This window comes from Planococcus sp. RAB007_Raresut, assembly GCF_057369535.1.
This window is the reverse complement of record NZ_JBXYIF010000261.1, coordinates 1-238: the sequence shown is the minus strand read 5'-3', so window position 1 is coordinate 238 and position 238 is coordinate 1. Positions and strand designations below refer to the sequence as shown.

General features: G+C 44.1%; 1 protein-coding gene. It reads right to left on the bottom strand.

The genetic code is table 11. The features are described 5' to 3' along the window. A partial coding sequence (gene rbfA / locus AC2Q9J_RS18470) for a 30S ribosome-binding factor RbfA (protein WP_499042190.1) occupies positions 1 to 238 on the bottom strand: 238 nt, incomplete at both ends.

Genomic DNA, 238 nt, shown 5'->3' with positions numbered 1-238 from the left:
AATTCATGAGGCAAGAAACCTGATGCTTTATTCAATACATCTAAAGTTTCTTTATTCGCTGCTTCACTTTGATCATCACCAAGCTCACGTCCCATTACGGTTACATAAACTTCAGCATATCCCATATCAGCACTAACTTTCACGGCTGAGATGGTCACTAAACCACCCAGGCGTGGATCTTTAAGCTCTTGACGGATCAGCTCAGACAACTCACGTTGTACCGAATCCGCCATGCGCT